Annotated in this window: 26 protein-coding genes and 2 pseudogenes; 23 read left to right on the forward strand and 5 right to left on the reverse strand. The window is 39.7% G+C overall.

Annotation, left to right across the window (positions count from 1 at the left end):
• Positions 1-63: 63 nt before the first annotated feature.
• From AAAU26_RS05420 to AAAU26_RS05525, 22 genes and pseudogenes are all read left to right on the forward strand, one after another.
• Positions 64-348, forward strand: coding sequence for a UDP-glucose 6-dehydrogenase (locus tag AAAU26_RS05420; RefSeq protein ID WP_489705581.1), 285 nt, complete (start codon positions 64-66; stop codon positions 346-348).
• A 744-nt stretch (positions 349-1,092) separates the two neighbouring features.
• A complete protein-coding gene (locus AAAU26_RS05425; RefSeq protein WP_217208776.1) occupies positions 1,093-2,214 on the forward strand; it encodes a glycosyltransferase family 4 protein in 1,122 nt (373 codons plus the stop codon).
• Positions 2,215-2,234: 20 nt separating this feature from the next.
• A pseudogene (locus AAAU26_RS05430) lies at positions 2,235-2,306 on the forward strand (sugar phosphate nucleotidyltransferase); the annotation flags it as partial.
• Positions 2,307-2,423: 117 nt separating this feature from the next.
• Positions 2,424-3,155: a CDP-alcohol phosphatidyltransferase family protein gene (locus tag AAAU26_RS05435; RefSeq protein WP_227619503.1), complete on the forward strand. Its 732-nt coding sequence runs from the start codon at positions 2,424-2,426 to the stop codon at positions 3,153-3,155.
• 17 nt (positions 3,156-3,172) lie between these two features.
• Complete coding sequence (locus AAAU26_RS05440) at positions 3,173-3,898, forward strand: IspD/TarI family cytidylyltransferase (RefSeq protein ID WP_217208779.1); 726 nt, start codon at positions 3,173-3,175, stop codon at positions 3,896-3,898.
• Positions 3,899-3,908: 10 nt separating this feature from the next.
• Complete coding sequence (locus tag AAAU26_RS05445; RefSeq protein ID WP_217208781.1) at positions 3,909-4,964, forward strand: NAD-dependent epimerase/dehydratase family protein; 1,056 nt, start codon at positions 3,909-3,911, stop codon at positions 4,962-4,964.
• Positions 4,965-4,989: 25 nt separating this feature from the next.
• Entirely contained in the window at positions 4,990-6,183 is a 1,194-nt protein-coding gene (locus AAAU26_RS05450) for a glycosyltransferase (protein ID WP_217208783.1), read from the forward strand.
• A 7-nt stretch (positions 6,184-6,190) separates the two neighbouring features.
• Positions 6,191-7,096: a glycosyltransferase gene (locus AAAU26_RS05455; RefSeq protein ID WP_217208785.1), complete on the forward strand. Its 906-nt coding sequence runs from the start codon at positions 6,191-6,193 to the stop codon at positions 7,094-7,096.
• Between the two features lie 20 nt (positions 7,097-7,116).
• Entirely contained in the window at positions 7,117-8,370 is a 1,254-nt protein-coding gene (locus AAAU26_RS05460; protein WP_217208794.1) for an O-antigen ligase family protein, read from the forward strand.
• A 68-nt stretch (positions 8,371-8,438) separates the two neighbouring features.
• Positions 8,439-9,668, forward strand: coding sequence for a polysaccharide pyruvyl transferase family protein (locus tag AAAU26_RS05465; RefSeq protein ID WP_217209580.1), 1,230 nt, complete (start codon positions 8,439-8,441; stop codon positions 9,666-9,668).
• Positions 9,661-10,641, forward strand: a complete 981-nt coding sequence (locus tag AAAU26_RS05470) for a nitroreductase family protein (RefSeq protein WP_227619505.1) — start codon at positions 9,661-9,663, stop codon at positions 10,639-10,641. The genes AAAU26_RS05465 and AAAU26_RS05470 overlap by 8 nt, the downstream gene beginning before the upstream one ends.
• Before the next feature lie 18 nt (positions 10,642-10,659).
• A complete protein-coding gene (locus AAAU26_RS05475) occupies positions 10,660-12,063 on the forward strand; it encodes a lipopolysaccharide biosynthesis protein (RefSeq protein ID WP_227619506.1) in 1,404 nt (467 codons plus the stop codon).
• 77 nt (positions 12,064-12,140) lie between these two features.
• Positions 12,141-13,175, forward strand: coding sequence for an acyltransferase family protein (locus tag AAAU26_RS05480; protein ID WP_227619507.1), 1,035 nt, complete (start codon positions 12,141-12,143; stop codon positions 13,173-13,175).
• Positions 13,176-13,248: 73 nt separating this feature from the next.
• Positions 13,249-13,830 carry a Pycsar system effector family protein gene (locus AAAU26_RS05485; protein ID WP_217208813.1) on the forward strand — a complete coding sequence of 194 codons (582 nt, stop codon included), beginning with the start codon at positions 13,249-13,251 and terminating at the stop codon, positions 13,828-13,830.
• 12 nt (positions 13,831-13,842) lie between these two features.
• Positions 13,843-14,592: an adenylate/guanylate cyclase domain-containing protein gene (locus AAAU26_RS05490; protein WP_217208816.1), complete on the forward strand. Its 750-nt coding sequence runs from the start codon at positions 13,843-13,845 to the stop codon at positions 14,590-14,592.
• A gap of 251 nt (positions 14,593-14,843) precedes the next feature.
• The gene (locus AAAU26_RS05495) at positions 14,844-15,578 is read left to right on the forward strand and encodes a sugar phosphate nucleotidyltransferase (RefSeq protein ID WP_431834276.1); all 735 of its coding nucleotides are present in this window, start codon (positions 14,844-14,846) and stop codon (positions 15,576-15,578) included.
• A gap of 176 nt (positions 15,579-15,754) precedes the next feature.
• Complete coding sequence (locus tag AAAU26_RS05500; protein ID WP_217208820.1) at positions 15,755-16,834, forward strand: DUF4062 domain-containing protein; 1,080 nt, start codon at positions 15,755-15,757, stop codon at positions 16,832-16,834.
• Between the two features lie 137 nt (positions 16,835-16,971).
• Positions 16,972-18,246, forward strand: a complete 1,275-nt coding sequence (locus tag AAAU26_RS05505) for an SEC-C domain-containing protein (protein WP_227619508.1) — start codon at positions 16,972-16,974, stop codon at positions 18,244-18,246.
• A 70-nt stretch (positions 18,247-18,316) separates the two neighbouring features.
• Positions 18,317-18,643, forward strand: a complete 327-nt coding sequence (locus AAAU26_RS05510; RefSeq protein WP_217209584.1) for a hypothetical protein — start codon at positions 18,317-18,319, stop codon at positions 18,641-18,643.
• 139 nt (positions 18,644-18,782) lie between these two features.
• Positions 18,783-19,166 (forward strand): SMU1112c/YaeR family gloxylase I-like metalloprotein, encoded by a 384-nt coding sequence (gene gloA2, locus AAAU26_RS05515; RefSeq protein ID WP_217209586.1) that lies wholly within the window; start codon positions 18,783-18,785, stop codon positions 19,164-19,166.
• Positions 19,167-19,168: 2 nt separating this feature from the next.
• Positions 19,169-19,690 (forward strand): hypothetical protein, encoded by a 522-nt coding sequence (locus AAAU26_RS05520; protein ID WP_227619509.1) that lies wholly within the window; start codon positions 19,169-19,171, stop codon positions 19,688-19,690.
• 5 nt (positions 19,691-19,695) lie between these two features.
• The gene (locus tag AAAU26_RS05525) at positions 19,696-19,854 is read left to right on the forward strand and encodes a hypothetical protein (protein ID WP_217208833.1); all 159 of its coding nucleotides are present in this window, start codon (positions 19,696-19,698) and stop codon (positions 19,852-19,854) included.
• Positions 19,855-19,930: 76 nt separating this feature from the next.
• On the opposite strand, the gene AAAU26_RS05530 is transcribed toward AAAU26_RS05525, so the two are convergent.
• The 5 genes and pseudogenes from AAAU26_RS05530 to AAAU26_RS05550 all read right to left on the reverse strand — a co-directional run bounded on the left by AAAU26_RS05530 (position 19,931) and on the right by AAAU26_RS05550 (position 23,498).
• Positions 19,931-20,119 carry a DUF6219 family protein gene (locus AAAU26_RS05530; protein WP_217208835.1) on the reverse strand — a complete coding sequence of 63 codons (189 nt, stop codon included), beginning with the start codon at positions 20,117-20,119 and terminating at the stop codon, positions 19,931-19,933.
• Complete coding sequence (locus AAAU26_RS05535; RefSeq protein WP_217208837.1) at positions 20,116-20,481, reverse strand: hypothetical protein; 366 nt, start codon at positions 20,479-20,481, stop codon at positions 20,116-20,118. The genes AAAU26_RS05530 and AAAU26_RS05535 overlap by 4 nt, the downstream gene beginning before the upstream one ends.
• Before the next feature lie 172 nt (positions 20,482-20,653).
• A complete protein-coding gene (locus tag AAAU26_RS05540; RefSeq protein WP_217208839.1) occupies positions 20,654-21,106 on the reverse strand; it encodes a YolD-like family protein in 453 nt (150 codons plus the stop codon).
• Entirely contained in the window at positions 21,060-22,007 is a 948-nt protein-coding gene (locus AAAU26_RS05545) for an HNH endonuclease (protein ID WP_217208846.1), read from the reverse strand. The genes AAAU26_RS05540 and AAAU26_RS05545 overlap by 47 nt, the downstream gene beginning before the upstream one ends.
• Before the next feature lie 12 nt (positions 22,008-22,019).
• Positions 22,020-23,498: pseudogene (locus AAAU26_RS05550) on the reverse strand (Y-family DNA polymerase).
• Positions 23,499-23,708: 210 nt separating this feature from the next.
• Between AAAU26_RS05550 and AAAU26_RS05555 the strand changes: the two are divergent.
• On the forward strand, positions 23,709-25,088 hold the full coding sequence (locus AAAU26_RS05555; protein ID WP_227619510.1) for a ParB/RepB/Spo0J family partition protein: 1,380 nt from the start codon (positions 23,709-23,711) through the stop codon (positions 25,086-25,088).
• The last annotated feature ends 51 nt before the right edge of the window (positions 25,089-25,139 follow it).

Consider the following 25,139-nt stretch of genomic DNA (forward strand, 5'->3'; position numbering starts at 1 on the left):
GTGTGTTTTCAAAATAAAAACGCAAAGAGAGAGGAGAAAGTAATCATGAGAGATTTTAAGGATTTGAAAATTGCTGTGGCCGGAACTGGATATGTTGGTCTCTCCCTTAGCGTGCTGTTAGCACAGCATAACCAAGTGATGGCTGTTGACATTGTGCAAGCGAAAGTGGATATGATTAACAATCATAAATCTCCAATTCAAGATGATTATATTGAGAAATATCTTGCAGAGAAAGAACTGAACTTGACCGCAACGCTGGACGCAAAGGCTGCATACTCGGATGCGGACTTTGTTGTAATAGCTGCTCCCACGAATGTCTACTCAACAAACCGTATTGACGTAGCATAGTCGAAAAGAACCTGTTTTGCACACTATATAGGGTGCTGAAATTGGTTGTATTTCATAACTATTTGAACTGTAAATGCAAGATATTTATACAAAACGCTGAACTTTTGGCCCCTGTGGCACAAAATTGGCACAATTTTTTCAGAAGAATCATAGAAATGGCGGAAAACAGGAGAAAACAACAAAAATCCATGAGTTTATCATTAACGTCTGAAACTGCTGTTGAGTACACTATCTGACCCGCTAATGACACCTACATCATAACGGTTTGTTGAGTCATGAAAAATAGAGAAAAACAGATGATTTCTACTTCAAAAAACAGCTGTTGAGTAGAGCATGAATGGTGATGATAATTACATGTTTTGAGTGGTTAAAGTGAATGATTTGTTCATAACGAACAATGAATGGTAAGAATTGGACTGGGTGATATATATAGTTTTAACAAAAATCATGCACCGACAGGGTTCGATTCAACAATCCAACACTTAGAAAAAACGTCATTGCAGGGTATACGGGGTTCGACTGTATAAAACAGCACTTCGGCTATAGAGAAATAGAGACGAGTGTACTCAACGGATGTTTTATGAAGTAGAAAACAAGGGAAATATGATTGCTGGGGTAATTGGATACGACAGCATAAGAAAACACTTAGCCGTGTGAGCGGCAAGAGGAAAAAGAAATACCATCTGTGAAAAGCAGATGTGTACATAGATTTGCGGAAGAAAAATGGCGAGGAGTATTTGAGGGATGAGGAAGAATAAAATTAGAATACTGCATGTGGCGCAGGCCGCAGGTGGCGTGGATCGCTACATCCGAATGCTTCTCAAGTATTTGGACAAAGAAAAGTTCGAGAATATATTGGTTTGCTCACAGGATTTCCATGAAGAAGACTACAGAGGTTTGGCTGATTCTTTTGAACAAGTCGAGATGACGCGAGCCATTGGTGGCAATGACTTAAAGGCGATTAGAGAGGTTAGAGCACTGATAAAGAAATATAACCCGAATATCGTCTATGCTCATTCCAGCAAGGCGGGGGCTATTGCTCGTGTTGCGGATATAGGATTGAGAAATCACTGTGTATATAATCCGCATGGCTGGGCTTTTAATATGCGCTGCTCGGCAAAGAAAAAAGCGATATACACAATGATAGAAAAAATTGCAGCACCGTTCTGCGATAAGATTATTTGTATTTCTGATGCAGAGAAACAATCGGCATTAGACAAGAAGATTTGTAAAGAGGATAAGCTGCAAGTCATCTTTAACGGTGTAGACATCGAAGCCTATGAAAATGGAGTGCATGGTGCGGTTAGACGAAAAGACCTGAGTATACCGGAAGATGCGTTTGTTGTCGGCATGGTTGGGCGAATGAGTCCACAAAAGGCACCGGATGTCTTTATTAAGATGGCAAGGCAAGTGAAAGATAGAGTCTCTAATGCACATTTTATTATTGTTGGCAACGGAAACCAGGAAGCCGAGATTAGAAAATATGCAAAAGCCAACGGTATTTCGGATAGCCTACATATAACAGGCTGGGTTGATAATCCAATGAGTTATGTGGAGCTTTTTGATGTCGCATGTTTACTGAGTCGATGGGAAGGCTTCGGACTGGCATTGCCTGAGTATATGATGGCGGGCAAGCCGATTGTGGCAAGTCGGGTGGATGCCATTCCTAATATAATCCGAGATGGAGAAAATGGTCTGCTTGTTGGAGTGGATGACGCTACCGGAGCAAGTAAAGCTGTGTTGCGAATCTATCAGGATGATGGATTGAAGAATAGATTGGTGACGCAGGGCATGGAAGATGTGCATAGTAGGTTTAACGCTCGGAGAGTTTCAGAAGAACACGGGAAACTGTTTGAGAGATTATAAATGACGGAGGAATAGATGTTATGAAAGGCATTATTTTAGCAGGTGGATCGGGCACTCGTCTATATCTATTAACGAAAGTAACAAGCAAGCAACGCGAGTGCAGAGGGTTACACGCTGGAAGATGGCACTGCGCTGAACCTGAGCGATAAAGACCAGAATTGGCTGGGACGGAAGAATACTTTTAAATTTTAACGGAGAAGAAAATTAAAATGATTACACCTAAAGATATTGAAAATAAAACAATGAGTCCTGAAAAGAGAAAGTCTGCAAAAAATGACTATTTCGCTTTTTATGTTGGAAGGCCCTTGTCTTATATCTTGACCATTCCGTTTTTATATACAAATATTTCTCCAAATGCGGTTTCTTTGATTTCTATCATTCCAATTATTATTGGATTTGTACTTATGTGTATTGGAACCACAAAGACAATGCTGATTGCAGGATGGTTAATGTTTTTCCTGTGGAATCTTCTAGACGGAGTAGATGGAAACATTGCAAGATATAAAAAGCAATTTTCGAAGATGGGCAGTGTATATGATGCAATGAGCGGCTACATCGCTATGGTTTTATCCTTCTTTGGATGGGGTGTGGCAGCAGCACACAATCCTGGATTATTCCAAAGTATTGTTCAGTTACCGATGGACTTCTATATTATTCTCGGTGCATTATCTGGAATATTTGTAATATTTCCACGCTTCATAATGCATAAAGCAATTACTACACTGGGTGATCAAGGTTCTATGAAGACGGTAAAAGATAAATCAGAATATGGTTTCGTTAAACTGATTGCCCTGAATTTAACATCTATAGCAGGATTTGTTCAAGTATTGATGTTGATTGCGGTGCTTTTTTACATTATGGATTTGTTTACCATAGGCTATTTTGTTTTGAATTTTATGGTTATGGTAGTTTCTTTAAAAAGTATTTTTAATGTGAAGTAAAAAGGAGATTAAGCAGTATGGCAAACATTGCAATTATTATCGCAGGCGGTTCGGGACATCGTATGGGACAAGACATTCCCAAACAGTTCATTAATGTATATGATAAGCCGATTCTTATTTACACGTTAGAAAGTTTTCAGAAGCATCCTCAAATTGATGCTATTGAAGTAGTTTGCATTGACGGTTGGCATGACATTCTGTGGGCTTATGCAAAACAGTTTAATATTGATAAATTAAAATGGGTTGTTTCAGGCGGAAGCACGGGTCAGGAGTCTATTAGAAACGGTGTTTATAGCCTGGAGGGTAAGGCAAATCCGGATGATACGGTAATTATTCATGATGGTATTCGCCCTCTTGTTGAACCGTCTGTTCTTACAGATGTTATTAGTAAATGCAAGCAATATGGAAATGCTGTGACATCCATGCCGTACAATGAGCAGATTTTTGTCGTGGATAAGGAGAATGAAGCCACGACCACGCAGTATATTCCGCGTGAAACGCTACGTCGAGTTTCCACACCGCAAGCTTACAAATTTGATTTGCTGGATCGTAAATACCATGAAGCGTTTGAAAAAGAAATCGGTATTTATGGATCATCCTATACGAACACAATGATGGTTGAATTAGGAGAGCGCCTTTACTTTGCAGCCGGCTCCGATAAGAACATCAAATTGACGACCAAAGATGATCTTGAAATGTTCAAGGCTTACTTAAAGGCAGATAAAGACAGCTGGCTGAAATAAGGAGAGGACTATGATAGATAATTCAATTTACAGAGAAGACATTAAATATGTAGCTGGTTTGGATCTGCCGTGGGAAAAGCTGAGTAATAAAAGTATCTTAATTACCGGAGCTAGTGGCTTGATTGGCAGCTTTTTGATTGATGTTTTAATGGAAAAAAACCTGCATGGATTGAATTGCAAGGTATATGCATTGGGACGGAATCTTGAAAAGGCAAAGAATCGATTTGAGAGGTATTGGACATCACCTTTTTTTGAATTTGTGTCACATGATATTAATGAGCCATTGGAATTGGAGAAGGCTGATCAGGTAGATTTTGTGGTTCATCTCGCAAGTAATACGCATCCGGTGGCATATGCAACAGATCCGATTGGAACTGTGACTGCAAATATTATCGGAACAAATAATCTTCTGAAATTTGCGGTAAAACATCATGCAGAACGTTTTGCATTCGCATCCTCAAATGAAATTTACGGTGAAAACAGAGGAGATGTAGAATTCTTCGACGAGAAGTATTGTGGTTACATTGATTCGAATACATTGCGAGCTGGTTATCCAGAGAGTAAACGTTGTGGTGAAGCTCTATGTCAGGCATATAAAAAACAGGAAAACTTGGATGTCGTTATTCCTAGATTTACCCGCTCTTATGGTCCGACTATGTTAAAGACCGATACAAAAGCTATTTCACAGTTTATTAAAAAGGCAGTGGACGGCGATAACATTGTTTTGAAGAGTACTGGAACACAGTACTATTCCTACACCTATGTGGCAGATGCAGTGGCAGGATTTTTAACAGTTATTCTGAAAGGTGAAAGTGGTGAAGCCTACAACATTGCGGATGAAGCGTCTGATATTATGCTGAAAGATCTTGCAAAGATTATTGCTGATTTTGCGGGTAAAGAGGTCGTATTTGAATTGCCTGACGAAACCGAAAAAGCTGGATACAGTAAGGCAACAAAGGCTAGACTTGATGGTTCTAAACTGAAAAAACTTGGTTGGACAGCTAGATATGATATTAAACAAGGCCTGGAAAGAACTATGAAAATGCTGACTGAAATAAGCGAGTAAAAAATGTTTGATGTGAGGAACAGTAATGAATTTATTGTTTATACAGGGTGGCTCTAGGTGGAAATATGACTCAGAAGGAACACTTTATACAGACCCGAATTTTAATTCGCAGATTTGGAGCCGATATAAAGGATACTGTGACGAGTTAACTGTAGTATTGCGTAGAGAGGATCGAATTTACACAAAGGAAGAAGCGCGGATAAAATTTAATGAAATTGGTAACTCAATTGATCACTGTGTGGCACTCCCTGATATGTATAGACCTCTTTCAAATGCATTGTCGTGTCAAAAGAGAATGTTGGTAAAAAGAACCATTGAATCTGAAGTGAAAAAAGCAGACAAAGTGATTATTCGATCCTTGGGAAATATCTATACTAATACGGCGTTAAAATACGCACAAAAGTATCATAAGCCGTATTTGGTTGAGGTTACTGGTTTTGCATGGGAATCGTTGTGGTATCATAGCTTGCACGGAAAATTTGTTGCAGGATTCAAGGAAAAACAATATAAGAGATTAATAAAAAATGTAAAGTATGGTGTGTATGTGACAAATGAAGCCTTACAAAAAAGATATCCATGCAAAGGAGAAATGTTGGGATGCTCTGATGTTGAGCTTATGCCTTCAGACGATAAATTGCTTGAAAATCGTATTCTGAAAATACAAAAGCATACAGGCAGGATTGTGCTAGGGACAGCTGCTTTTTTGGATGTTGGCTGGAAGGGGCAGGAGTATGTTGTTCGTGCCATGGGAGAGTTAAAAAATAGAGGGTTAAATAATTTCAAGTATGAAATGATTGGAAATGGATCAGGAGATAAACTGAAAAAGTTAATCGCTGAATTGCATCTGGAAGATTGTGTTTCTATCTTGGGAGCGAAGCCGCACAGTGAAGTTTTTTCATGGCTTGATTCAATCGATATTTATGTGCAGCCTAGTTTTATGGAAGGTTTGTGCCGATCGATCGTTGAGGCAATGAGTAGAGCATGTCCGGTGATATGCACGAATGTTGGCGGAAATTACGAACTGGTTTCAAGTGATTGCCTGTTTGAAAAAGCGGATTATGTTAAACTTGCTGATATACTCGAAAAAATGGTGAAACCAGAAATGCAAATTGAAGAAGCAAAACGGAATTTTGAAAAATCAAAAGAATATAATAAAGAAGACTTAAATAAGAAGAGAGATGCTTTTTATCGACGCTTTATTGAGTCTGGAGTAGAGTGAGGATGCTATGATTTCATTAGTGATGACAACATATAATGGATTAAAGTATATTTCTGAACAGCTTGAGTCAATAAAAAATCAAACAGTGTTACCGGATGAGGTTTTAATCTACGATGACAGATCCACTGATGGAACATATGAGTATGTGCAGGAGTATATCCAAACAAACAAATTAGACAAATGGAATGTCGTAAGAAACAAAGAGAATAAAGGGTATTCTTTGAATTTTAGCGATGCAATGAAAGAATCGCATGGAGATATAGTCTTTCTCTGCGATCAAGATGATATATGGCATTTAGATAAAATTAAGGTGATGTCAGAAATAATGAATTCACACCCGGAAATTCAACTGCTAGCATCTAATGTTCACCCATTTTATGATGGGGAACATCCACAAAAAGTTAATTTTGAGAAATTTTATGGACAATTGGTAAAGATTAATCGTATTGGAAGTTGGATAAAACCAGCAAGACCTGGATGTTCAATGTGCTTTCGTAGATGTTTGCTAGAGAATTATGATGATGTGTGGTTTGAAAATTATGCACATGATTGCCTTTTATGGGGAAAAGCTGTTTTGTCTGAAACTGCATATATATATAATGAAGACACTATAGAATTTAGACGGCATGATAAGAACGCATCTAGTAGAGGTGGAGGAAGTCTAAAATATAGACTGGAAGGACTAAATACCGAAATTGATATAATTTCAAGGATGCTTCTTTTTTGCAAAAAAAATATACGAAATGAAAAACATATAAGCTTTTTAAGTGAGCAATTAGTGGTGTATAAAAAAAGAAAAAATATATTAGAAACCAAAAATGTAATTCGGGCTTTCCTTGCTTTCCCATATATAAAATATTATGGCCGGAGTAGATTTTGGATAACGGATATTTTCTATTGTTTAAAGAGATGAAATTTGACTGGAGGTATTTTATGATTAAAAAAACACAGATAAATGAAAGTTTGCTTCTGTATTGCATAATATATTTGTGTTCTTTTAATTTTTGGGATACAAAGTTTGGAATGTTTTTTAAATATTTTTTTTTCTGCGTAATACTTATTGGATTGATAGGCTACGGAAAGAGGTTATTAGTAAATAAGGGAAAAATACAGACAACTGCAAAAGACAGTGTGATTTTGTACATATTTTGTATTGGATTATTTTTGATTCAAGTAATAAATGTTGAAAATAGTAGCCAAAGAAATCTTGCTTTTTATCAGTATGTTTTTTTTATGATGATGATACCATCTATTCTGTATTTATTGGAATACTGTGAAATTAGGAAAATACTAAATCTATTCAAGACTATTGGAGTGGTTCTCTCTATATTTGCCATATACGAGGTGTTTTCTGGCTCATATATTATTCAAAATGAATATTTAGGAATAATGTATAATGGTTCGCGTGTGATAAGAGCAATGGTATTTTCAGGGTCATTCCTTACATTTGGAACAATAATGGCAATGATTTCAGTAGTTTCGTTTTATGATTTTTATACAAATACAAGCAAACTTAATCTAATTTGTTTGATTATAAATGTAGTTGGGTTGCTTATGTCTTCATCAAGAGGGCCATTAGTAGCGTTTGTCATAAGTGCAATAGTTATTTATGTTTATATTGGCGGAAGAGTGAATCTTTTAAAGGTTTTTAAAGTTATATTGATAATGTTTATCATAGGAATGTTGTTAGCAATTTTGGGAACTACCTTGAGTAGAAATAATTCGACTATTGCTTTTTATTTTAATAGACTACAATCCATTTTTGACTGGTCTGAGAATAGCGCATCTAATACGGGTAGAATAGATTGCTGGCTTTATTCCATAGAAAAATTTAAGGAGAAGACAAATTGGATATTCGGAATTGGACCGGCTGCAACAGGTGCTAGAGCAAAGGCAAATTGGGGAGGATTTGTCACAGAGAGTGGGTTACTTAAGAGATTTCTTGAATTAGGAGCTGTTGTAGCGGTTGTATACTACATGTTCTTTTTTAGTACAGTACATGCTGGATTGCGAAAAGCCCGTAAAGAAGGCAATCAATATATTGCTCTAGCTTTGGGCATTGTAATATGTATTCTTATTGAAGATACTATTTTACAGATTACAGAAGAGTTGAGTGTCACTTTCTTGCTTTGGATGTTTATATGCATGCTGTTAAGAAAAGAGAAACAAAATGACGAGAGGATATGAGGCAGAGTCAGATTCCTTATCCAATAGATAGTAAAGAAAAGACAGTTGACTATAGGGGAGGTAATATTGTGAATATACTTGTTATTCATTCACATAACGCAAATAGAGGAGATGAAGCTGCTGTTAAAGCAATGGTTGATGAACTCCTTATAAAATATCCGGGAGCCACGATTACGATTTCTAATAATGGATTCACACCATATCCTGGTATGCCGGAAAATGTAATCCAAATTGATCGCTTTCCGAAGCTTGAATCGAGAATGGCGCAATTGGAATTTTTCATTGTTCTGTTGTTTAAAGGAAAGTTTGCATTTACAAAAGAAGCAAGAAAATTTATTCGTGCATTAAAAGAAGCAGATGTTGTTTTACATGCACCAGGAGGTCCATCCATTGGCGATACATATTTTAAAGCGGAAAAATTGTATTTATGGCGTCTGAATTTGATCCGTCGAATGGGGATCCCATATATTTTTTATGCTCCATCAATGGGACCTTTTAATTGCACATCTAGAAATAAACTAAGAAAAGAAGTGATTTCTGGTGCGGAAAGAATTGTTTTACGAGATCCTATTTCGGTAAAATATGTTAAGGACTTTTTGCCGGGTGTTGAGGTTGAACAGGCGTTGGACTCAGCATTACAGCATGATATTGATATTGATAAAAACGAAAGAAAATACAATAACTATCCAGAACTCAAAAATTTTATTGAGAACCACGAAAAATGTATAGGCATCACAATAACGGATTTAAAGTGGCATCCAGTACATAAAAATGAAAAGATAATAGAACAGATTCCAACAGCATTCAAGGCATTTATAACTCAAAAAGTCAAAGAAGGATATGGCGTTGTTTTTATTCCACAGTTATATGGTAACTTGAATGATACAAAGGTCATGAATGATTACATGTTAGACTCTGATACATTTATGATTGATGCTTTTTCAGAAGAACGAGATACTTACTTTCAGCAATATGTTATTGGCAAGTTATACGCTGTAGTCGGTATGAGATATCATAGTAATATTTTTTCAGCAAAAATGGGAATCCCATTTGTATCAGTATCGTATGAGCAAAAAATGAAGGGATTTATGCAATCTATAGGTTTGAGTGAGTACTGTATTGATTTGAATGAGTTGTCAGAGAAAACATTATTTGCAAAGTTTGGGCAACTGGAAGCAAATCATGATGCTTATAAAAATAGGTTGAAAAATATTCATTCGGATATGAAGCAACAGGCGTATAAAACAACGGAAATTGTAGTTAATTTCTTGCAAGAAAAAGGAGTAACAAATGCCTGAATTAAAGAAAAAAATTAAATTCATCATTGATAGATTTTCGATGATATATGAATTTTGGTGTGATTACTGTAATTATAGGAGATGGAATTATAATAATCCTAAAGTTGTTACAAGAGCAGCACAGGAATCGAAAATGCTGCGTCAGACCCATATGATTGAAAAGGGTATGTCACTGTCAGAACCACGTAAAGGCTTCGGACAGCAAAAGATTGCAGTGCTTTTTGAAATGATGGATCAATACTTGAAAATGGGATACCCTTCCGATGGTATGCCATTTCAAGATGCAATTATTGTCTTGAATGCTTATGTTGACATGCAAAAAGGACTTGGCTATGAAAATGCTGCTATGGTGGAAAAACTGAAAACATATGATACATATCGGATTGATGGTCTTACAGCAGGCATCAAGTATGATACACGAGCAAATCTAATGAGTAATATAGACAAGCCTTTTCCAGAGTTTTTTTATAGTCGACATTCAATGCGGCAGTTTGAAAGTAAATCCATTAACATTGAAGATGTGGAAAAAGCTATTAAAATCGCGCAAAAAGCTCCAACTGCATGTAATCGCCAAGCTAGTAAAGTTTATTTGTATAAGGATAAGGCAACAAATGATGCTCTAGGAGAACTGATTGCAGGAAATACTGGTTTTCAGCAAGAGGTACCAAATTATCTTGTTGTTACGGCAGATGTCTCTGCGTTTTATGACACGTTTGAGAGAAATCAAGTATATGTTGAAGCCGGACTGTTTTCAATGGCTCTTGTTGAGGCATTACATTATTATGGAATTGGAAGTTGTATTCTCCAAAATGGCGAATACTATAAGAAAAATAAAAAATTCAAGGAAATTTGCAAAAACATTCCGGAGAACGAGCGTATTATTTTGTTTGTTGCAACTGGATATTATAAAAATGAATTTTCCTATGCAATGTCACTACGAAAGAATGTTGAGGATGTGTTTATTGTAAAATAAGAAGGAACATTTGTTAATATGGTAGATAGAAATAAAGAACTAGCTATAAATACAGTTATACTTGGAATTGGACAGCTAATTCCTAAATTTTTGGCAATTGTGTTGTTGCCGCTGTTAACATCATACTTAACAACAGAAGAATATGGAAATTACGATCTGATTTTAAGCATTGCGAGTTTATTGATTCCGGTTGTAACCATGCAAATACAGCAAGCAGTATTTCGTTACTTACTTGCATCGAAGAGCGCTGAAAATAAAACGCTTTATGTGACAGGGTCGCTGGTTTATATTGGCATATCGTCTGTAGTATGTTATCCGATTGTGTATTTGATTTTGAGACTATTCAAAATCGATTCATTATCGGCAGTTTTAATTTGTTTGCTTTTTTTAAGCGAAGCTCTTTATTCACTTTTGGGGCAAATCGTTCGTGGTGTAGGATACAATGCTAAATATTCTGTAAGTGTTGTGGTTTATTCAGCGGTCAATCTTGCTGCAACAGCCGTTATGCTGATTGGATTTCATTTGGGTCTTCAAGGGGTGATTATATCTCTAACAATAGGCTACTTGAGTTCAGATCTCTATATGGTATTCGTATCTGGTATGCTTGCCTATTTTAAACTGGACGAGTTTTCCAGAAAGGCGCTTAAGGAACTGCTTGATTTTTCAATGCCTATTGTTCCTAGTTCTATTGCATTATGGGTTGTAAACCTGTCAGATCGTTTGATTATCATTAACTTTATGGGCGCGGCGGCAAATGGAATCTATGCTGTTGCCAATAAAATACCTTCGTTATATAGTACTGCGTACGGTATTTTTAATTTGGCGTGGACAGAAACCGCTTCAAAAGTTTCTGATGATGGGGATCCCGCTGAATATTACACAAAACTCTTTTCTGGTTTATTTAAGTTTTTGATTGGAGTTATGTTAGCTTTGATAGCAGTGACCCCTATTATTTTTAAAGTGCTGGTTAAAGGCGATTATGGAACTGCTTTTTTTCAGGTGCCAATATTGTACTTTGGAATATTCTTTAATAGTCTTGTTAATTTTTACAGTGGAATCTATATTGCATTAAAAAGAACAAAACAGGTAGGATATTCATCGGTTGCCGGTGCTGCAATCAATGCATTAATTAATATTTTTCTTATTGGGAAAATTGGGCTGTATGCTGCATCCATTTCAACTGCGGTATCTTTTTTGGTGATTGCGGTTTATAGAGCAGTTGATCTTAATAAGGTTATTGAAATCAAATATAATAAAAGAGAAATTGTAATTGGAATGAGTTGTTTTCTTGTAGCTGCAGTTTGTTTGAATCAGTCTAATATGCTAACAATAGCGACTTGTTTTCTTTTTGCCATTGTTTATAATATTACTCAAAATATTCAAATTATTAAAAAAATTGTGCGTAAATTTTTAAAGAAGTGACTACTGAGAAAAATGGATTGCGAAATTTGTAATGTGAAATATAAACTGTTGACATAAAGTGAAAGAGGAATAAAATCTTGAGAGCAGAGCAGAGCAGAGCAGAGCAGAGCAGAGCAGAGCAGAGCAGAGCAGAGCGTTTATCATGGCTTGATGTATTAAAAGGAATAGGTATTATCCTTGTTGTAATAGGACATGTCTATTCCAATCGCACAGTCTTTAATTGGCTATACTCATTCCATATGCCACTTTTCTTTTTGGCAGCAGGTTGGGTGTATAAAGAAAAATCAGTTTTAACAGATATAAAGAGGAGAATCCAGACCATAGTTGTTCCGTATTTCTCGTTCGGTTTGCTGGTACTTTTATATTGGCAAGTGATAGAGAGAAGATTCCGGAATTCGGATATGAGCTTCATGGATTCTCTCCTAGGACTATTTTCTGGTTGCTATGACAATTTGGACTTCAACGTTCATCTGTGGTTTTTGCCGTGTTTCTTTGTGACGGTAGCTCTTTTCAATATACTGGTCAATCTGGGCGGCAAGAAAATAGCTTATATTGTTTCTGCGCTGATGAGTCTTATCTATGTTGTTCTTCCGATGCCGGAGCTGTTTTGGGGACTCAATCGCGTGTTCAAGTACATAGGTTTTTATGCGCTGGGCGTGGCATTAGCAGGACAAATTAAAGCTGGGCAAGTGGCAGAACGGAAGATTACATCAGGCGGAATAGCAATTATTCTGATTGTACTGAACTTCATTCTGGCTTTTTATGGCTTGACCAGGGGGCTAATGTGGTTTGTAACTGCTATGATTGGAGTGGTAGGCGTAGGTTTGATGGCAATGCTAATCAACCAAAACCGTCTCCTGCAATACCTCGGACGGATTTCGTTGATGGTTCTCTGCATTCATGGTCCTGTGTATCGAATTGTAGTAAAAATAGTATCCATTCCTTTGCACATGAGCACAGATGCCGTACGAGAGAATCTTCTATTAGCGTTAATCGTTGTGGCTATAACACTTGCTATCTGCAGTATAGCTTATGAGGTGATTATAAGAATCGCACCATGGATGGTTGGAAAAAGACACAACAAAGCCAAAAAGATGTCTATATGTGGATGACTTTCTAGGATTGTGATATGACCATCGGTGAAATAAGTCGAATCATTAAAAGTGTAAGAAAGGAATTGCTATAATGGCGGGAACAACGATAGTAGATACACTGGATGTTGATGAACAAATAGAAGAGGCGAAAGCGTCATTAGATAGAATAAATGCCTGGATAAATAGCTGTGATTCAAAAGCAGGCATAGTGCTTGCGTTGGTAGGAGTTCTGCTGACAATTATTTTTACAAATGACGGAATGGCAGAAATGTATAATGTGTTGCAAAATATTATGCCGCCTGCAAATTTCTGTACGATCTTATATATTGGATTTCTTGGGATAGCAACATTTATGTTGTGCGATGGAATTGCACGACTGATTTTTACATTAGTTGCAAGAATCAATTCCAATGTTTACAATGAACCTGATTTGATAACAGATTCGGTACTATTCTTTGGAAAAATAAGTGATAAGGCTTCTTATCAGGTTTTCCAAAATGATGTATTGAACATGACAAAAGAAGAGTATCTGAATGATCTTCTTTCTCAAATTTACATAAATTCAAAAATTGCAAATGAAAAGCACGTGAACTACAATAAAGGAATTAAGTGGACGATAATTGGCTTCATTGCACTTGTAGTGATGTTTCTAATTGGAATCTATTTGTACTAAGGGTAGAAAGTAATGGCAGATTATGATTATAAAGCGGGCAAACAACGTTTAGAAGAAATTTTGGACAACGATATGGAAGTTGTGGAACAAGACAAACTTCCAAATGATGATGATTTTACGTTTACAAATGGTTATTATAGTTGGGTAAGTGCTATTTTTGTGGATATGCGTGATTCGACGGAATTATGCGCGGATGAAGATAAGGAGAAATTAGCTAAGGTTTTCCGAAGCTTTTCCTCGGAAATTATTGAGATTTTGAGAGATGATGATAATCTTCGAGAAATTGGCATGCGAGGGGATTGTGTATATGCAGTGTATACTAATCCAAAGCAGGCGGATGTATATGAAACTGCAAATAAGTGTTTTTATGTAAATACTTTCATGAAAATGCTTAATCAGCTATTTAGAGAACATAATTTGCCTGAGATAAAAGTTGGGATTGGAATGTCAACGGCTCAAGAATTAGTAGTTAAGGCGGGACGCAAAGGTGTTGGAATTAATAGTAAGATATGGATTGGTAAGGCTGTGTCAAGAGCGTGTCATTATGCGGACCACGGAAATAAAGATGGGAATCCAGCTATTGTTATGGGTACCTGTAGTTATAACAATATGATTGATAAATTGGTAAAAAATAATCCTGATAGAAAACCAAAAGAATGGTTTACATACCATAAGGATGAAGGAGAGGGCGATTATTACACGGCTGATATTATTAAGATAGATTTCGATAATTGGATAAAGGCTGGAATGAAAATTGATTGAAGTAAATAATATTACCATATCTCTTAAACTACGTTATCTCAAGCAACAATATGGTTGCAACAAATTTTAGATATCCGTTTGCGTCAATACCAAGTGCTATTCTGATTTTCGTTTGCGCTTATTTTGTTGATGTTGTAATCAAAAAGATACCTCTGATTGGAAAGTGGATTGTTTAATTAAAAAAGAAAAGAGAAAGAGATGAAAACAACATTACTTATCATGGCAGCCGATTTGAAACAGGAATTAAACAGTTGGAGCTGGTCGATGATGCAAACCATATCATCATGGACTACTCAATCCATGATGCGATTGAAGCTGGTTTCAATCATGTGGTATTTATTATCCGTAATGATATTGAGAAGGAGTTCAAAGAGGCCATCGGTAATCGCATTGCTGCTATTTGCTCTTCTCATAATGTAACTGTGGACTACGCTTTTCAGGATATCAACGATATTCCGGGAGAACTTCCGGAAGGCCGTACAAAACCGTGGGGAACCGGTCAGGCTGTGCTCGCAGCGAAGAAAGTAATCAAAATCCCATTCATTGTGATCAATGCAGATGATTACTATGGCAAGGAAGGCTTTAAGGCTGTCCATGAGTATTTGGTAAATGGTGGCAAGTCCTGCATGGCTGGTTTCGTTCTGAAGAACACTCTGTCAGATAACGGCGGCGTGACTCGCGGTATTTGCAAGATGGATGAGAATGGAAACTTGACTGAGGTTGTGGAGACTAAGAACATCGTAAAGACCGCAGCTGGAGCAGAGGCAGATGGTGTGGTTGTTGATGTGAATTCTCTGGTATCCATGAATATGTGGGGCTTGACTCCTGATTTCCTAGACGTGCTGGAGGAGGGATTCAAAGAGTTCTTCGAGAAAGAAGTACCGGGTAATCCTCAGAAAGCCGAGTATCTGATCCCTATCTTCATTGGAGAATTACTGGAGCAGGGCAAGATGTCTGTGAAGGTTTTGAAAACCAACGACACCTAGTACGGAATGACCTACCATGAGGATGTCGCAGCAGTAAAGGACAGTTTCAAGAAAATGCTAGAAAAAGGCGTGTACAAGGCTGATTTATTTGTAGACTTGTGATATACTGGAGCCACGGGAGACCGTGGCTTTCGGTATATAAAAAACAGAGTATTATACAAAGGGGGAGAAGATATATGAAGAAAAAATTGCAAGTATTCGTATCTTCCACCTGGACAGATATGATTTTAGAAAGGCAAGCTGCAGTAGAGGCAATATTAGAAGCAGGTCATATCCCAGCTGGAATGGAATTATTTTCTGCTGACAATAAGAAACAGTTTGAAGTAATAAAAAAATGGATACGTGACAGCGATGTTTTTATATTAATCTTGGGTGGTCGATATGGAAGCAGGGAGAACGGAATCGGGAAAAGTTATATACAAAGAGAATATGAGTACGCTAAGCGGATAGGAAAAAAACCAATTGCCATAATACTTAGTGATAAGGGAATTGCAAATAAAATTGCAAAGGGTGACTACGAAATCAGTGATGCCGAATATTTACAAAACGATTATAAAATATTTAAGAGCAGCATAAAAAACAATAAAATGTGCAGCTTTTTCGATGATCTTTCTTCATTGAAAAACTGTGTGATGAATGCTTTGAGAAATTGTGAAGAAAACTCTAACTTATTAGGTTGGGTAAGAGCTTCGGATGCAATTGGCGATTTTACTTATCCATATGTATTAGAGAACCAAGAGTTTTGTATGGAATATATCAGCACTACGGTTATAAAATATACAAAAAAATTGTATATTCGAATGCTTGCAGATGGAATTCAGTACTATACGGATCGCTATTCGTGGAACGCAGGTGGAACAATCACAAAATCTCTAAAAAATAAAAATCAGCTTATCGTAGATGAATTTTCTGACGGTGCATTTCAGGCTTATACAGTAAGGCTTGAGGAAGCATCTCAAAAAGGAAAAATATATATAATAGATGCAGAATTTTTTATTGATGGTTGTAATTATGTGGAGCATCAGTATTTAGGATTAACAAATTCTTTTCCAGTGAGAAACTTAACACTTTGTGTTCGGGTGGCGAACAATCTCAAATTATTAGAGTGCAAATATAATATGTATGGACATTCTGTTGATAGGGTTCCGAAAATTTCAAAGGTTATAAAGCCAAAATCAGGAATAATTGAGCATACATTCAAAAACTTAGTAATAGGTGAAAGATATAATTTGGAATGGAGAGTTGTTAAGAAGTGATTTAAATGTCCATGAATGATATTGGGAGCATAGCTCCCTACGTTGCTCGTAATAATAATCACACACCTCTCCGTGGTGAGTAGCAGGCAACGGTCTATTATAATCGGCGAAGATGTGAAAAGGTTGGATATGTGTAAATGATGAATATACGGAGGAAGTTTTGGGATATAAAAATGAAAATATTTTCACTGCTAAATAAAGACGCAAAAATTCTTTATGACACAATGAAGGAACTTCAAATTCCAGAGAATCAGCTGTATTTGCATGACGATGAAAGTTGTCCGTGTGGATCAGGAAAATCATACAAGGATTGTTGTAAAGGAAAAAGCGATGATGGCCCGGTGAATTCAAAGAAACCGGTTGAAGTTCTATTGATGGAAGAAATGAGAAAAGGATTTAAACAGGATAAGGTGTGCTTACATCCGGATCAGGCGAAATGCAAGGGAAAAATCAAAGAAGCACATGCTTTACAAAATCATAAGATTATTTCATTGCTTGCAAGTGCAGATAATCATGTGATAATGCAAGATCCAGCTAAGCAACCTATAGTGATTAAAGAAGATCCTGTAAATCCAATACTGATTGTTCCGTTTACAAGAGTAAGTGGTAATAAAGCAACTACGCAAAGTTGCTTTTGCGATGTGCATGACACACAAGCGTTTAAGGTAATTGAAGCTGGATCACCTGACTTTGACGCAAATAATGATGAAATGAAGTTTGTGTATGCATATAAAGCTTTTGTTTTTGAATATGCAAAACAGAGACACTTGATGTGGCTATTTAGAAGAATGTTTTCAAAACGGCCGGGTGTATTCTCTTTGCCAGAGCAAGTGAAAGAGTATCGAATCCAATGCCTACGAATGGAAGAATTTGAAACGGTTAAGAAAAAGTTTGATACAGAAATTTTAGCTGGAACACATGACGGTATAAGTACGGTTGTGGTTACAATTCCGTATAAGTTGGGATTTGCGAATTATGCATATATAGCCCCGGATTATGATATAGATGGAAATAGAATAAAAAGTATTGATAATAAGGGAAAAATGCATAGATTGGCAATAACGGTATTGCCGGAAGTGAATCAGTCGTATATTTTAATGAGTTGCTTAGATAGCGAAGAAGAATTTTACCGTTCATTTTTCCAATCAATAAAAACAGCTAACCTAGAAAAAATACTTTTCTATTTTAATTTGATGCTTCCGCTTTTTTCCGAGAATGTTATATTAAGTGAAGCTCTGTGGAATGCGTTAGATGAGAAAGGTCAATTTGGATTAACACATATGGCAAATTTGACGGGTGATGATCAGCTTAAACTTAGTCAGACACTAGGAATGGCACTTAGAAATGCTGCCCACAAAAAGAACTTTGATTATTCTAAACGAATGGGATTTGACCTTTTTCAGCAGGTGTAAATGACTATATTGCCCTCACCCCAACACAGTGCTATACTTGAACAACTATAAAAGGAAAGAGGTTATCACGATGCCCAGAACCAAAGGTAGCAAGAACAAACCGAAGGTAGCCAATGACTACGCAACTCAGATTGCGGAGAAGCAGGAAACTATTGCATCTCTGAATACTGAGATCGCATCCATCCAGAAAGCGATTGAGGAGCAGAAGAATACACTGAAAGAGAAGAAGACTGCTCTGAAGAAGGCCGAAAAAGAAGCGGCATCCCTAGAAGCGAAGAAGGCAAAGGCAGATGCTAAGGCTGCAGAAGAAGCAAAGAAAGCAGAAGCCGAGAGTGTGGTTAAGAAATTATTAGCCAGCGGGATGAGCGCGGATGAGATTCTGGAAAAGCTGAAATAAACAAGAACCCAAGAAAAAATAAAATCCGTGTGGACAAACTGAACTCCAGGAGTTCACACGGTAATTTTTGAAGGTTGATGTATAGTTTATAACGGAAATAAAAGAAGAACAAAATTTGAAGAAATGGAGCGTGAGAAAAATGAATTTATCAAAAATACATCATATTGCCATCATCGTGTCTGACTACGAAGCCGCAAAGGATTTCTATGTGAATAAGTTGGGATTCTCTGTCATCAGAGAAAACTACCGATCAGAGCGTAAAGATTGGAAGCTGGATCTGCGTGTCAATGAATACACAGAGCTGGAGATTTTCGCTGAAGAAAATCCTCCAAAGCGTGTGAATCGTCCAGAAGCCTGTGGTCTACGGCACCTTGCTTTTTGTGTAGAGAGCGTGGAGCAGACAGTGAGAGAGTTGAGAGAATTAGGTATAGAATGTGAGCCGATCCGGGTTGACGATTACACCGGCAAGAAGATGACTTTCTTCCACGACCCGGACGGATTGCCGCTGGAACTGCATGAATAATCATGGGAGAGAAAAGAGCGTATAAAGCCAGAAAGCCCGGTGGAGGCCGGAAGAAGCTGAAGCCGGAGTATGATGCCGGGAAGAATCTAAAAGAGCAGATGGATGCGGCTGTGGTGCTTTATGAGGAGGAATGCTCCCTCCAAGACATCGCTGATGCTCTGAATCTGAATCCTATCAAGGTACGGAAGCTGCTCATCACGGCTGGCGTGTATGAATCAGAAGTGGCGGAGAAGGTACAGGATACTTTTGAGGAGTATCGAGAAACACAGGACTACAAAACCGCCATCCTGTCAACTGCAAACACTCTTCAACTTTCCAAAGCCTCTGTTACTTCGTACCTGCCTTATAAAAAAGGCGTGTACTTCCCAGGCACAGCAGATAAAGAGAAAATCAGTGTTGGTGCAGAACGGCAGCGGAGATACAGAGCGATGAAGCGGTGGAGGGCTGATCCGAGAAAAACACAGTTGCCGGTAAAGCGGCAAAGGCCAAAGAAAAGGAACTGGAAGAGTGGCTGCGTGGGTTAGATGGAATGGATAGGCTCGTAGATGACTATGTCGGCGATAAGATTCCTCTCTGGGAGAAGATCATGGACCGGCAGGGGACGGTGTGCTGTGCATGGGAGAAGACTGCTTTTGAGGAAGGCCTGAAAGTTGGAATTCGACTCATGATGGAAGTATATGGTATGTAACATATAGTTTGTGATGGAAATAAAATGAACTCCTGGAGTTCAAAAAAGCCCTCGCTTGTTACGGCGAGGGTGTGTGCTATTCTTCAGTTTCTTTCTTTTTCTTTGGTGCAATCATCTTATGGCCGGAGTAGATTGCCATACCCATGCAGCCTAACGCACCGTAGGCAAAATACTTGTGTGCCTTCATCAGTTTCTTACAGCCTGTGTAGAAGCATCCTGCCATGCAGGCAAGTGCGCCGAGTGACCAATATTTATGTGCTTTCATTTTGTGTCCTCCTCATTATCCGTGGTTATTATCCGCCCCATCTCATCGAGGGAATCCGAACTACCAGCTTTTCTTAATAGCCTAACAATTATAGCCAGACCTCTATTCTTGAGAGTGAAGGTGTGGTTGTAAGACCTGTTGACCTCGCTGGCAATTTGGTTTAGTGTTTTATTCTCTTTATAATAGAAGCTAATGATTTTTGTGATCAGAGTCTTTGTGGATGTGGAAGGCGATGCTAGTATTAAGGAAATCAGATAATCTGCATATTCAGTGCTCAATTGTGCTTGTTTAGGGAGAATATCTTTTTCAGCAAATTTCGTTAAGTCTTTAAAGAAAGACTCAGGGTAGTTTCTATGGGTCATTTTGAAATCTTCGCATCCTCTGCCTGTATTCTGAGCAGCTCATCTATTTCGTCATTACTCGCCAAGTGAACCGCCGGCTTCCCCTTATAGGTTTGTGCCCCACAGTCAAGGCAACGGTCAGGCAGTGCATTTGCAGAGAAGCAGTAGCGGCAGGTGTCGCAGTAAAAGTAGCTCATGAGGTAGTTACCTCCGTCAAAGTAAGTATATCACCAAACGGGATGATGGTCGATAGGTCTTTGCCGAGAGAAGTCTTTGTACCGGTCGAGATTCGCAGTTCACTGGCAATTGAGTCGATGACCTCAACTGTACCGGAAATATCCTCGTAGTAGCCGCCGATAAAGTACCGGACAGAAACTGGCTGGCCTTTCCTGAGACGACAGAGTGTGTCGGACAGCTTGGCCTTTTCTTCTTCCGACAGTTCGATACGCTGGACTTTCAGGTGGTCTTTGCCCTCAGAAGCAATCTCATCTTCGTAACCTCGTAAGGCAGCGAAAGGAGAGAAAATCTTGGCTCGGTTCTGGATGGTCATTCGTGGTTTGATGGGTGCCGGCCGGGAGAGGGGAAGCAGGTCGGCATATTTACTTTGGACAACTCTGCCTTCCGGTGTATTCTTGTAGTTTGTCATAGTCTATTCCACCCTTATGTGGCAACTCAACAAAGTCTTCTAGTATTTGACCGTTTTCTAAATAGCAATCAGCTTGTTCGGAAAGTAGAACTTGAAACGATGAAACAGGGTTAAAGAATAAAATGATATGTGCAACAAGTTGATTATGCAACGTAGACGTTATTGAAATCCAATGTGCGCCAATAAGTGGCGTTCGACTTAATCCTTGCATTAAGTAGTCGGGAACATAACTAGCTTCGGGTGGCCTTTCACAAGTGTCCTGCATTTTACCGGAAATAGCGCAATTAAGTCGATTGCGAATTTTCAATGCGGTTGGATCGTCCCAATAGGCGTCACCGAATTTTAATAGAGCGTATTCATATCCGATTTTTAGAGCTTCCAAGAGAAAACGATTGATATCTAGCGTAATATCGTAACGAATCTCTGGTTGAAGTTCCTGAAAGAGTGACTCATCTATCTTGGAAATATAGTTCTGAATTTGTTCCGGTGTAGCATGAAGCCTTTTTAGTTTCTTAGAGGCCATAGTGCGAGCTTCCTCGACCGAGTTGGCGTGAATAGTTATTTTATTGCCGTCTTGTATAATGGAAGGAACTACAGACGGCACAAAATTCTCATCCACCCGAATTCGCTGCCCGTCTTCAGTCACACCCTCCTGAAAAGCATTTGGAATAACGCCATTTTGACTACGCAGCTGGAAAAATTGCCGCGAGGACTTTATAAAATGATGATTGACAAAGTAATTATCAACATAGGTTCCGAGATTGCTGTTGCACTGTTTACAGACATTCCTTAGAATTAAAGTGGAATTTCCAAGACATTCTGGAATGATGTGTTCAACCGTCCATTGGTTTCTGCCATCGAATTCGTTATCAGTTCGACCACAGAAAATACAACGTCTCATTCGAAATCCTCCTTACTCTGCCTTGTGTCCACCAATAGTCTTGTTTCTTTCCCTCATTGTTGCACCATCCAGATAGTTCGTGCCTTTCAGTACGGCGTTCTTGCCGAACTTCTTCTTGATGCCCAGCATCACATCCTGTAATTTCTTCTCTTTTTCCAGCTTGCTTGTGTCCGTGAATAAATCAACTTGGAAGATACCTTCGTCTTTGACCACACGGTTGGCTGCGATGGTAATCCGTCGCACGGTCAGAGTCTTATCGGTTATCTGGTCGAACAGAGTAGCCGCAGCCTTGATGAGCTGACTGCCGAGGTTGGTCGGATTGTCCAGTCTTACACTACCGTGAGCGCCTTTCGGAACGGTGCGGCCGTAGTGGTCGATGTGTACTGGGCCGTGGTAGGTTCCGTTATCACAGTTCTCTCGGTCATAGCCGACATCTAGTGTGAGAGAGTCTGTGACAAGACCTTTATCCGTGAGTTGGAGGACAAGACTATCCGCCATTTCCTGTACGATGATCCGTGCCTTACTATATTCATATGGGCAGGAGAGCACCTGACCCTCACTGATGCTATTCGTGCTAGGCTTGTATGCTTTGATCTCTTTCATGCCGCAGAGCTCCAGACCCCAAGCGTGGTCGATAAGGAGTTCAGTATCGACACCGAACTCCTTATATAAGATGTCCTGGTAGTTCAGGCTGTATCGTGCAAGTTCACCCATCGTGCGGATTCCGTGTTTCTCCAGCTTCTTTGCTGTTCCGGGACCGGTCATCCAGAAGTCGGTGAGTGGTTTGTGATCCCAGAGCAAGTAGCGGAAAGAATCTTCATCCAGTTCAGCAATACGCACACCATCTGCATCGGGAGCGGCGTGCTTGGCAGTGATATCCATCGCCAGCTTTGCTAGATACAAGTTGGTGCCAATCCCGCCAGTGGCTGTGATTCCGGTCGTATACAGCACTTCCCGGATCATCGTTTTTACAAGGTCGTGTGCTGACATGTGATAGTGGGACAGGTAAGATGTAAGATCGAAAAATCACTCATCAATAGAGTAAACCACAATATCTTCCGGGGCAATGTATTTTAGATAGATGCCGTAGATCTGGCGAGATACCTTTTCATAGTGCGCCATCCGAGGAGGCGCGATAAGATAATCGACTGCAATGGACGAGTCAGAGGAGAGAGTGGTGGAGTCATAGGAAGAAGATGCAAAGGTGGGGATGCCATCCTTATACACGGCTTTCCTTAATCGTACTGCCTCTCTCAACCGTTGTGCGTTGACCTCCTTGACCTTCTGCACGACCTCGAACAGCCGAGCGCGACCGGGGATGCCGTATGCTTTGAGGGAAGGGGACACAGCCAGACAGATGGTCTTCTCTGTACGGCTTGCATCAGCTACGACCAGATTCGTGGTGAGAGGGTCGAGGTGACGGGCGCAGCATTCCGCACTCGCGTAATAGCTTTTAAGATCTATGCAAGAAAATGAGCGGTGTTGCGACACTTTGCAAACCTCCCATCTGTGATTCTTGCAACGGTGTACAAAGGGAACATAATAAAAAACTTAATAATGGACTGCCAATCTTACACAAAGTACCGCCCAAACGAGACTACGGGCGGTATTTTTGTATCATGGCGGAGAAAGGAGGAACTTCCCACGGGGGCTTGACTGAAAAGTTGAGCCCCTTTTTTCATGCCAAAAAACAGGAGGTAAATGCTTATGGCAGATGATAAAACCACAAAAACGCCGGAACAGCCGGTAACGGATAGCGGGCCGGGCAAGGAAACGCCTCCCGCTCCCCCAAAAGAGCCGGAGAAGGTTTCCGTTTCCCCGGAGCCGGAAAAAAAGACGGAACCAGAAGTAAAGAACCCACAGGTTTCTGTCTATAACTTCGCTGAAATTATGAAGGAAAAGAAAGCCGAGGAACGGGCGGCAACTCCCAGCGGGGAAAAGCCTGACCCGACAAAAGCGGAGAAACCGGAAAAGCAGCCGGAGGCTCCGAAGAAAGCGGAGGAAAAACCCAAAGAGCCGGAACAGCCGAAGCGCCGGGGCCGTCCCCCGAAAGAAGATAAGGACAAGGCCGCAGCCCTGAAGCCCAAAGCTCCTGCACAGAAACCGGAAAAGGCGGTCAAAAAGGAACCGGAGAAAAAAACGGCTCCAACGGTACAGGCTGCTCCCGCTCCGAAGGAATCCGAAAAGCCGAAGGATGCACCACGCCGGGGCAAGGAGCAGATCGTCTATATCAAGCTGAACGAACTCCACGCCTTTAAGAACCATCCCTTTGAGGTCCGGGATGATGAAGAAATGCGAGCTATGGTGTCCAGCGTCAAGGACAAGGGCGTGACCCAGCCCGCTATCGTCCGTCCCCGTGAGGATGGCGGCTATGAGATCGTATCCGGCCACCGCCGCCAGAAAGCCAGCGAGCTTGCCGGATATGCGGATATGCCCTGTATCGTCCGAAACCTGACGGATGATGAAGCCATCACGCAGATGGTGGAGGACAATCTGAACCAGCGTGAAGAAATCCTCCCCAGTGAGCGGGCCAAAGCCTTGAAAATGCAGCTTGAATCCATCAAGCACCAGGGCTCCCGCACTTCGGGCCAGATTGACCCGAAGGACGCAGGCAAACGCTCCAACGAAATTGTGGCCGAGCGCAATAAGATGGCGGTCAAGCAGGTGCAGCGGTATATCCGTCTCAATGAGCTGGTTCCCGACCTGATGAAGCTGATGGATGAAAAAAAGCTGGGCTTTACTACGGCGGTGGAGCTTTCCTATATCGGCAAGAAGAACCAGAACTATATCGCCGTCGCCATTGACAGCCAGCAGTCCTCGCCTTCACAGGCGCAGGCAAAGCGTATGCGTGAGTTGGACGAAAAGAAACTGCTCAACGGGGATGTGATCGACGGCATTATGATGGAGGACAAAAAGGAGGTAGACAAAGTGATTTTGACAGGTGCGGAACTGAGCAAGTATTTCGGCAAGGAAACTACGCCGAGGGAAATGAAGGATCAGATCATCAAGCTGCTGGACGACTGGAAGGGTCAGCAGAAGGAACACGAAAAGCCGGAGAAGAAAACCGAACAGGAAAAGTAAGCTAAAACTTCGGGTCAGCATGGCCCGAGGATTGGGGGGGGGGGGGGGGGG

The sequence above is a fragment of the Faecalibacterium longum genome, from assembly GCF_040094125.1.
Taxonomy (GTDB): domain Bacteria; phylum Bacillota; class Clostridia; order Oscillospirales; family Ruminococcaceae; genus Faecalibacterium; species Faecalibacterium longum.